Origin of the sequence: Sulfurovum sp., assembly GCF_041562805.1 — a bacterium.
In the GTDB taxonomy this organism is placed as follows: domain Bacteria; phylum Campylobacterota; class Campylobacteria; order Campylobacterales; family Sulfurovaceae; genus Sulfurovum.
In genome coordinates this window covers 1-8808 of the sequence record NZ_JBFFOH010000101.1, presented here as the reverse complement: position 1 = coordinate 8808, position 8808 = coordinate 1, and the positions used below count along the sequence as shown (strand labels likewise).

The 8808-nt window shown below is 35.5% G+C and carries 10 protein-coding genes; all 10 read right to left on the bottom strand.

The window, feature by feature from the left end; translation table 11 throughout:
- Window positions 1-1134, bottom strand: a 1134-nt coding sequence (locus ABYK33_RS10960) for a glycosyltransferase (protein WP_373033247.1), incomplete at its 3' end; no start/stop codon positions are given.
- Window positions 1127-2248, bottom strand: coding sequence for a glycosyltransferase family 4 protein (locus ABYK33_RS10955; protein ID WP_373033246.1), 1122 nt, complete (start codon window positions 2246-2248; stop codon window positions 1127-1129). The genes ABYK33_RS10960 and ABYK33_RS10955, both read right to left, overlap by 8 nt.
- Window positions 2245-3135 carry a hypothetical protein gene (locus ABYK33_RS10950; RefSeq protein ID WP_373033245.1) on the bottom strand — a complete coding sequence of 297 codons (891 nt, stop codon included), beginning with the start codon at window positions 3133-3135 and terminating at the stop codon, window positions 2245-2247. The genes ABYK33_RS10955 and ABYK33_RS10950 overlap by 4 nt, the downstream gene beginning before the upstream one ends.
- Before the next feature lie 8 nt (window positions 3136-3143).
- On the bottom strand, window positions 3144-4100 hold the full coding sequence (locus ABYK33_RS10945; protein WP_373033244.1) for a glycosyltransferase family 2 protein: 957 nt from the start codon (window positions 4098-4100) through the stop codon (window positions 3144-3146).
- Window positions 4101-5060: a glycosyltransferase family 2 protein gene (locus ABYK33_RS10940; protein ID WP_373033243.1), complete on the bottom strand. Its 960-nt coding sequence runs from the start codon at window positions 5058-5060 to the stop codon at window positions 4101-4103.
- Window positions 5050-6300: an O-antigen translocase gene (locus ABYK33_RS10935; protein WP_373033242.1), complete on the bottom strand. Its 1251-nt coding sequence runs from the start codon at window positions 6298-6300 to the stop codon at window positions 5050-5052. Before ABYK33_RS10935 ends, ABYK33_RS10940 begins: the two co-directional genes overlap by 11 nt.
- Window positions 6287-7387, bottom strand: a complete 1101-nt coding sequence (locus tag ABYK33_RS10930; RefSeq protein ID WP_373033240.1) for a DegT/DnrJ/EryC1/StrS family aminotransferase — start codon at window positions 7385-7387, stop codon at window positions 6287-6289. Before ABYK33_RS10930 ends, ABYK33_RS10935 begins: the two co-directional genes overlap by 14 nt.
- Complete coding sequence (locus tag ABYK33_RS10925) at window positions 7388-7879, bottom strand: GNAT family N-acetyltransferase (RefSeq protein ID WP_373033239.1); 492 nt, start codon at window positions 7877-7879, stop codon at window positions 7388-7390.
- Window positions 7880-7905: 26 nt separating this feature from the next.
- Window positions 7906-8301: an FdtA/QdtA family cupin domain-containing protein gene (locus ABYK33_RS10920; protein WP_373033238.1), complete on the bottom strand. Its 396-nt coding sequence runs from the start codon at window positions 8299-8301 to the stop codon at window positions 7906-7908.
- Window positions 8302-8372: 71 nt separating this feature from the next.
- A partial coding sequence (locus ABYK33_RS10915; protein ID WP_373033237.1) for a hypothetical protein occupies window positions 8373-8808 on the bottom strand: 436 nt, incomplete at its 5' end.

Here is an 8808-nt window from a genome sequence, read left to right as displayed (position 1 = left end):
GCTAAAGTCATCTTCATCTACAGCGCCGCTCTTCATCAACCCGATTACATCTGCTGCAACCTTTTCGAGATTTGCATCCAGTGTATCGAGGTCGACAGCCATACCTACCTTGTACTGTTCAAGGTAAAAGCCCATATCACCGACACCGCTATTGGTGACCGACGGCAACCGGCATGCCACATTTTCGGCAAACTTTGTCGGTGCCGACGCCTGTTTGGAAAAAGAGGGTTTGATGAAGAAGAGCGAAGCATCCGCAATATTAAGGTACTTATACATCTCATTAAAACTACATGAAGCCACCTTCACATGTTCTCTTTTGAGTAAATAGTTGTCCAGTATTTTTTCGACAAAGGGATGTTCGTTCTTGTTGAGCACCAGAAAACGGACATCTTCATCCTGATTTATCATCGCTTTGACCAGCCTGACCTCTGCCTCAAAGTCGTACCAGCCGCTCACCGTTCCGGTATGCACAACGATTTTATCTTGTTCAGCATAACCCAACGTACTTTTGAAAACTCTTTTTTCATCTTCATCCAAAAGTTTAAACAGTTCCTTGTTGGCACAAGTCGGTATGACCGTAATCTTCTCTTTCGGAATATCCAATGACTGATGTAGGATCTCTTTTGCAGTATGGGTCAGTGTCACAATGTGGTCTGACACTTTGTACAGATGATCGTCCAACCTCTTTAGGAGCTTGTAGAGAAGTGAACTCTTTTGCAGCCGTCCGGTATCGATCTTTTCATCGATGGCAAACCCACGAATGTCAAAAAGTAGTTTTGCTCCATGCAACTTTTTTAATACCAGGCCAATTGTCGCAGGAATCATACTCCGCGCGTGCACGATGTCGATAGAGTGTTCATGAACGGTCTTAGAACCCAAGCGTATGGCCTGAACTAACTGCCATAGAGTAGAAACCACCCCATACTTATTGGAATAGGTCAAATAGTGCCATTGGATTTTTTGCTCTTTGATAAGCTCATGAATCTCATCCACATTTTTAAGATCACTCTCCCGTTCAAACGAAAGCAGGTAAATCTCATTCTCTTTACTGAGATCAATCAGATACTCCAAGACCTGCGATCGCCCAAGCGGTTCGGTCATACCGGTAAGTGAAAGGTAGAGTATCTTAGCCATTTAACATCTTCTCATAATACTGCTTCCACTGCTTAGCAATGATCTTTGTATCAAACTGTTTGATCTTCTCTTTGGCATTTTCTGCCAAGCTGTCCCGCAATGCAGAATCTGCATAAAGTCGTTCTATCGCCTTAGCCAGAGCTTTACTGTCTTTAGCAGGGACAAGCAGCCCTTCTTCTTCATTGACGACCATTTCAAAAATTCCATCAACGGCTGTTGCTACAATACCTTTTTTCATGATCATAGCTTCGCCGACAACCAAACCAAAAGCTTCATATACTGATGGGATCACAATAAGATCAACTTCTTCATATATTTGCATTAACTCTTGATGCTCCATTTCTGGTATAAATGTTACATTTTTAGGAGCGTGCATCTTCAAAGAGTTTTGAAGGGGCCCTCTTCCGACAAACAGAAATATTAGATTTGAATACTTTTGATTTAGAATTTCAATGGCTTCAATAAGATATTTGTGCCCTTTTTTTTCTACAAATCTTCCGGGAGTTAAAACTACAAAATCATTATTTTTCACTTGAATATATTTTTCTAATGTATGATTGGTCTCATCTTGCAGATACTGTTCAAATTCATCTATCGGAAAAGAATTGTAAATCACATCAATATTACTTAAATGAAAATGTTTTTCATAATGTACTTTTACAGCTGTACTTACCGCTGTTTTTTTATCAAATAATTTCGTAACGATAAAGCAATCTAATTTTTTTCTAATTTTTTTCAAAAAAGTCCGTGCAGGATATTCATCAAATCCCAAATTATGAAAAGTTGTAACTATTTTGATTGAAGGATGAAATAACTTCACCAGACCTGTATAAAAATAGGCAAAGAACAGATGGGCATGGATGATGTCGTAGTGATTATTTTTAAGCAGTTGATTAAGCTTGGAAATCCCCTCGACAACATTCCACTTGTAGGATAGATCTAGATGATGCACTTTAATCCCCTGCACTTCTAGTTCTTCAGCCAGATCATCTGTTTCAAAAAGAATGGCGACTTCACATTCAATGCCTAGTTTTTGCAATGCTGGTAAGGTGTTTACTAACACCCGTTCTGCACCACCTTTTCCAAGTGTTTCAATTACAGATAATATTTTCATTTTTGATTGTTTTTTTTATAGAATGAGGTGTTTTTGAAAGAGTATTTATAAAGCTGTCTATGGCCTTCAACAATATCCTGCATGTTCTTAGGTAACATTAAAAACAGTTTTTTTATCATATCTTTGACACCTGAAAACGACTCATGAGTTATTTTATTTCCATGACTTTCATAGAGTGAAGAGTAATCAGATTGAACTGGATAGTTATCAAAAAGTGGTTTAATTTTTTTTCTTGTAGCCTGCACCAGCAGCATCACTGGTGATTTTGATACCAAACCTACTCTTCCTTTCACTTTGTATGGATCTTCGACTTTATATATATCCGTTTTGTGGCTTAGTTCAGCCCCAGGGTATTTGTGCTCTTCTAATAAAATGTCTACAATCTCAAACCCATTATCTTCATTCAATGTTCTAAAAAACAACTCTGGACTAAACTGATAAAAGCCATGTCCCATATGATTATTTGCCATTGTAAAAACAAATAAGTTGCCACCTTCCTTTAACATTTGCATACAGTTACTAATTGCTACTGGAAAGTTGAAAACATGCTCCAGTGTTCCACCATCTACTACAACATCATATTTCTCATAGTATTCTCTGCCAATATTTTGATTCATATCATGGACAACATCACACTTCTCATAGTCCGAGTAATCAAGTGATTGAACGTTTTTTGCTTCTAAAAATATTTCAAAGAATTTATTAGAATAAGTATATTCATCAAAAGAAGAAGCTTCAATATTTAAGTTATATGTTTTTATTAGTTGTTTGATTTCCTTTTTTGTAAGAAATAATTTCAAATGACCAATAGTGAGTATGTTGTCAAAACTAGCACCATTTCTTTTTGCTCTAATCATTAAATCGGCGTTACTATATAAAATTCCCATTTTAAGCCTTATTTCTTAATACTTTTTATAAATTCTCTGAGTTTCAAGGCTTTTTCTGCTCCCATTATGTAAACAGCTATAGCAAAATATGTATGACCTTCTGGTAAAGGTCCTTTGAATCCTAGTTCAAACAGCTTCTTTTGTGCAATAAATCTCAAGTCTTCATATTTTGGATACATGTTGTAAATCTGACGAGTATAAAGTTTAGCCAGAGCCAAAACAAGTTTATCATTGTTAAGGTTATTGGAGACCAACTGAGTATATAAATCAAATGATGCTAATAGTGATTTATAGTGTTTACGAGTTCTTTGACTATTTAAGCTATAAATATTATCTTTCCTATAATAAATTGTACTCTCTTCAAGATAAATAATTTTTTTAGAACTTTTCACTAATCTTGAAATAAATTCTCCATCCTCATTTAGTATCAACTCTTCATTCCATTTACCGATCCCCATAATTGTTTTTCTAGGGATAAGGCATGAAGCAATTTGAATCATTCCTCCGTACCCCCAATAATCGGCAAGAAAATCAATTGAATCATTATAGTTTTTAAAATATTTTGCGGTGTGAAACCTTACATTACTAATCGATTTGTAAAAAATCCCCAAACGGCCAAATACAAATATTTCATCACCTAATCTCGAAAATATTGCCATTTGTTTTTCAATCTTAGTTGGATCTAACAAATCATCTGCATCTAAATATTGTATATACTCACCACTTGACAGTTCAAATGCTGTATTCCTAGCTGCACCTGGACCTTTGTTTTTTTGTTGTACAACAATCACATTTAAAGATTCATATTTTTTTGCTATCTCATAACTCTTGTCAGTAGATGAATCATCAACTACAATAATCTCGATATTGTCATATGTTTGTTCTAAAGCTGATTTAATAGTATCTTCAATGTATTTTTCAGCATTGTATAGAGGTATTAAAATCGATACTTTTTTGGCTTGCACTTATTTCCTCACATATTTTTTTAATGTGATTATTTTTTCACCAAATATTTTAACTACTAGACATCTTAATAAAAATCTAATCAAGAATTTGTAATATTTTAAATTGTAAGTTTTTAATCGCACTAGATTAAAATAATATTTCATCCCTTTACTTATATTACATAAATATAAATTTCTTTCTGCAAATTTCATATATCTATATCTAAGTACTTCCTTCTGTTCTTTTTTATCAAGAAAATTAATATGTTTAAAAACTATTCGCATTATTTCATCTACTTTTAGATTCTCTCGTAATCCATTTTCGATAAGCCTATAGCAAACAACATTAATATCTAAAAAATAAAACTTATAAAACTTTGCAAGTTTTAAATATAAATCTAAATCCTCAAAACTTAGACTTTCATCAAAACCCTCAACATTATTAATAGCTTGTTTACGAAATAATGCAGTTTGTGGTGAAATCAAAAATTGATGTTTAATAATTTTAGAAAAATCTTTCTCATTATGATTAATTTCATTTAAATTTAGTTGCTCAGTTAATTTTTTATCTAATAGTGTACCCTCTTCGTTCATATAGTAACCATCAGAATATACTACGGCATAACTTTCATCTAATCTTTGAAATGCCTCTACCTGGTCTTGAATCTTATTACTTAGGTAACGATCATCAGAGGCTAGCATTCCTATATATTCACCTTCTGCTAATACAAGTCCTTTATTGAGAGTTCTACACAAACCTTCATTCTCTTTTAAAACAACTTTCATCCGAATTGGACTTATTTTTTCTAGACCTTTAATTATCTCCGCCGACTTATCTTTAGAACCATCATCCAAAACAATCAATTCGATATTAGAATAGGTTTGTTCCCAAACACTGCGTATTGCTTCCTCAATATACTTTTCATGATTATAGCTGGGCATGATCACGCTGACCAATGGCATCATCTCTTTATTGTCCATTCAAATACCCTCTCAAACTAAAATACAAAAAGCCTAAATACATCATATAGTTCACCATAAAACCTATCGTCATCCCGATAATCCCATATAGATGCATAAAGACCACAGACAGCACCACAAAACTGACTACAAACGTCAATTCGCTTACGATATACATTCTTGTCATCGCCTTGGCTATCATAATATATCCCAGCAACCAACTCGCTATCTTGAAAATATCTCCAATGAGCTGATATAAGAACAGTTCTGACATAGAGAAAAATGCCGGCGTAAAAAGAAGAATAATCACAAAATCACGAAAGAGATAAATTCCTAAAGCCATAATGATCACGAGTGGCATAATGATCTTGTAGCCATAAAGCAACTCTTTTTTGAGCTCACTTCTATCTTGAATGCTCGAAAGTTTTGGGAGGTAATAGACACTCAACGTCATTGTGACAAGCATCAGATAGGTCTCACTGATCCGCCATATGGCCTGCCAATAGCCCGCTTCATCCCAGCCTATATTTGTGCCTATATAATCTCGAAGATACATATGAGATAGCGGGATTGAGATAGCGGAGGTGAGAGTCATGGCAGAGTATTTCAGTAGTTTTTTCGTGTACTCTCTATCTAAACTCCCTAAAAATAGTGAGAACTTAAACCAGCTACTTTTGAGAACAAAACCTAGAGTAATGAAAAAAACAATTGATTGTGACACGATACCGGCTATCAACGCACCGTAAAGCTGATAGTTCACTACAAGTGCTATTGTGATTCCTAAACCAAACAACGCTCCTGCAATGTTTAGTAATGTCAATCGTTTGATCTCCTTTTGCCCATTTAGAATAGACGTCAAGAGACCATTGAGTACAAAAAAAACTATAGAGACTGCAAAGACAATAAAGATGGTACTGTAATCTGTCGTATGTAATAGTTTAAATGAAATAAAATCAGCCAAAAAGATTATCGCAATCGCCATCGGTACTACCAAAACCAGCGATATTTTAAGAGCACTACTCCAAATTTTTTGCTTTGTCGCTTCATCTTCATAGTGTTCTGCTGTATACTTAATCACCCCACCACCGATGCCCGCACTTGCAATACTGCTCATCATCCCGATAAAACTTTGCATCTGTCCCACAAGAGCCAGACCCGATGGACCAATATACACCGCTACGATTTTAACACTCACGAACCCTGCTATAACTCTTATAACCGTTGAAATAGCAGACAAAATCGAGGTTTTAATTAAAGTCATTGATTACTTCAACAATTCTCATTGTATTTTCAAAACTCTGAACTCCACTAATCGGTAAGCTCAACACTTCACTATGAATTTTTTCACTGATAGGCAAACGCTCATTATTCCACTCGCTGTAAGCTGCTTGTCTATGTGGTGCCAATGGATAATGAATAAGAGTTTGGATGCCATTAGCTAACAAATAGTTTTGTAGCTCATCTCGATTGCTAGTTCGTATAACAAATAGATGCCAAACATGATTCTCTTTACATCTTACTGTCGGCAAAATAATTTTATTATTTTTGATATTTTTCAGATAATAACTGGCGACATTTCTACGCTTATTTGTCTCTTCATCCAAGTGTCTTAGTTTTACTCGGAGCATTGCTGCTTGTATTTCATCGAGACGGCTATTGATACCTTGATAAAGATTTTCATACTTCTTATGACTTCCGTAATTACCTAATGCTCTAATAGCATTTGCAAGTTCATCATCATTGGTCGTAACTGCCCCACCATCACCAAGCGCACCAAGATTTTTGCCTGGATAAAAACTAAACCCACTCGCATTACCAAGGTTTCCGCTTCGTTTGTCTCCGAAGTACGTTCCGTGTGATTGTGCAGAATCTTCGATGACTTTGAGGCTGTACTTTCTCGCTATGACGTTGATGGCATCCATATCGCAGGTTTGGCCATAGAGATGAACAGGGAGGATCGCTTTTGTTTTAGCGGTGATCTTTTCTTCTATTTTAGAGGGGTCAATAAGATAGGTGTTAATATCAGGTTCTACCAGAACAGGAACAAGGTTGTTTTCAGAGATAGCGAGGATGGATGCAATATAGGTATTGGATGGGACGATCACTTCATCACCATCGCTCATCAGCCCTAGCTCTTTATAGGCTCTCATAATGAGTATAAGTGCGTCAAGACCATTAGCTACACCAATACAGTGTTTCGTACCACAATATTCTGTAAACTCTTTTTCAAAAGCTTGACATTCATTACCCTGAATGTACCAACCACTATCTATGACTCTTGCTGCTGCTTCTTTTAAGTCATCTGCATATTGAGCATTGATAGCTTTTAAGTCTAAAAAAGGGATCATTCACAAATACCTTTTATATTTTTCTTTAGTTACTTCATAATCTTTTTTTTCAAAATTAAAAAAATATTCTACATCATTTTTATTGACTATTTTTGCGCCAAACCTTTGATGAAAACCGATAACCTTATCGTTTCCTTTTCGCACATCAAAGTGCGATTTTTCAAATCCGAGGGCATAAAATCCAAACTCATAAATTTGTAAAGCAGACTCTATTGCGGTACTTTTTGGTGCATGCTCTTTGATCAGCCAGCTACCCCAGCAAAAGGAGTCATTTTGAAAATCATACATTCTTACAAGCCCCAATTTTTGACTCTCCTTTGATTCAATAACAAAATAAAATTCTTTCTTTTGATTTTCTCTTTTTTTATAATTTGCAATCCATTCTTTTTGACTTTCTACCGTTCCACTTACTTTTGAAAGAAATTTAGTTTTACGTTCATCTTGTCTCATAGTAAATATAAACTCTGCGTCTTCTAGTTCGACTGTTCTCATATTTATGTTTTTACCATTCAGAATCATTACTTTATTACTTCCAAAAATTTATCGTAATCTCTAATATAGTCACTATCATCATAATACGTATCGGCAAAGACCAGCAAAACACAATCCTGACTGAAGTCATGCATCTTTCCCCATATTAGTGCGTCTTGAAAAAGCCCAATATTAGGTTTATTTAGAATATGTGTTATTGCAGTCTTTCCATCATCAAGTGTAACTTTACAGCTACCACTAATGGCTACAAGAAGCTGTTTAGTTTTATAGTGAGCGTGTTGACCACGCGGTACACCTTCTTGCGTTCCATAAATATAGAAAACTCTTTTAATATCAAAAGGAACATTATGATGTTCTTCGAGAGCGATGAGTGAGCCTCGTTCGTCACCCATGATCGTAAAATCAATTAATTGACTGTTCATCTTTGCTCCCTAGTTCAAATTTTTAAATGATTTTTTAGTTCAAGCCACCATTTTTTATTCTATAAACTGTTCTATCTTGCAGCTTCTTCAATCAACTTAGACTTTTCATCCGAAAGTCCAAAGTGGTAGTCAACACCTATGCTCCCGATTAACGAGCTATCTGGCGTTTCGGTGTTGACTAAGACGTACTTCCATCGGCCTTCTACATAACCGCTTACATGGTCAGAAAAAACATAACGAAAACCAAAACCCATCAATGATATAGGGCTATCAACTTGTTTGTCGTATTTCATTTGCTGTTCGTAGCCTAGACCAGCTATGGCAAAAAGGCTGTATCTTCTCTCCGGAGAAAAGTCATACGCTGCGCTGGTAACTATCATACGGTTAGTGGCATCTTTCGCTGCTTCTTCACTAGTGAAGGCTTTGAAATAATCTGCGATCTCTGCATGGAGAGAGATAGATTCATTGAAGTGGTAGGCAAGATGAAGACCTAGCCCCAAAGTAAAG

Bases quoted from the DNA above. Each gene is read 5' to 3' on its own strand.
- ABYK33_RS10935 (WP_373033242.1), bottom strand. From the start codon at position 6,300: ATGACTTTAATTAAAACCTCGATTTTGTCTGCTATTTCAACGGTTATA.
- ABYK33_RS10930 (WP_373033240.1), bottom strand. From the start codon at position 7,387: ATGATCCCTTTTTTAGACTTAAAAGCTATCAATGCTCAATATGCAGAT.
- ABYK33_RS10955 (WP_373033246.1), bottom strand. From the start codon at position 2,248: ATGAAAATATTATCTGTAATTGAAACACTTGGAAAAGGTGGTGCAGAA.
- ABYK33_RS10950 (WP_373033245.1), bottom strand. From the start codon at position 3,135: ATGGGAATTTTATATAGTAACGCCGATTTAATGATTAGAGCAAAAAGA.
- ABYK33_RS10920 (WP_373033238.1), bottom strand. From the start codon at position 8,301: ATGAACAGTCAATTAATTGATTTTACGATCATGGGTGACGAACGAGGC.
- ABYK33_RS10925 (WP_373033239.1), bottom strand. From the start codon at position 7,879: ATGAGAACAGTCGAACTAGAAGACGCAGAGTTTATATTTACTATGAGA.
- ABYK33_RS10940 (WP_373033243.1), bottom strand. From the start codon at position 5,060: ATGGACAATAAAGAGATGATGCCATTGGTCAGCGTGATCATGCCCAGC.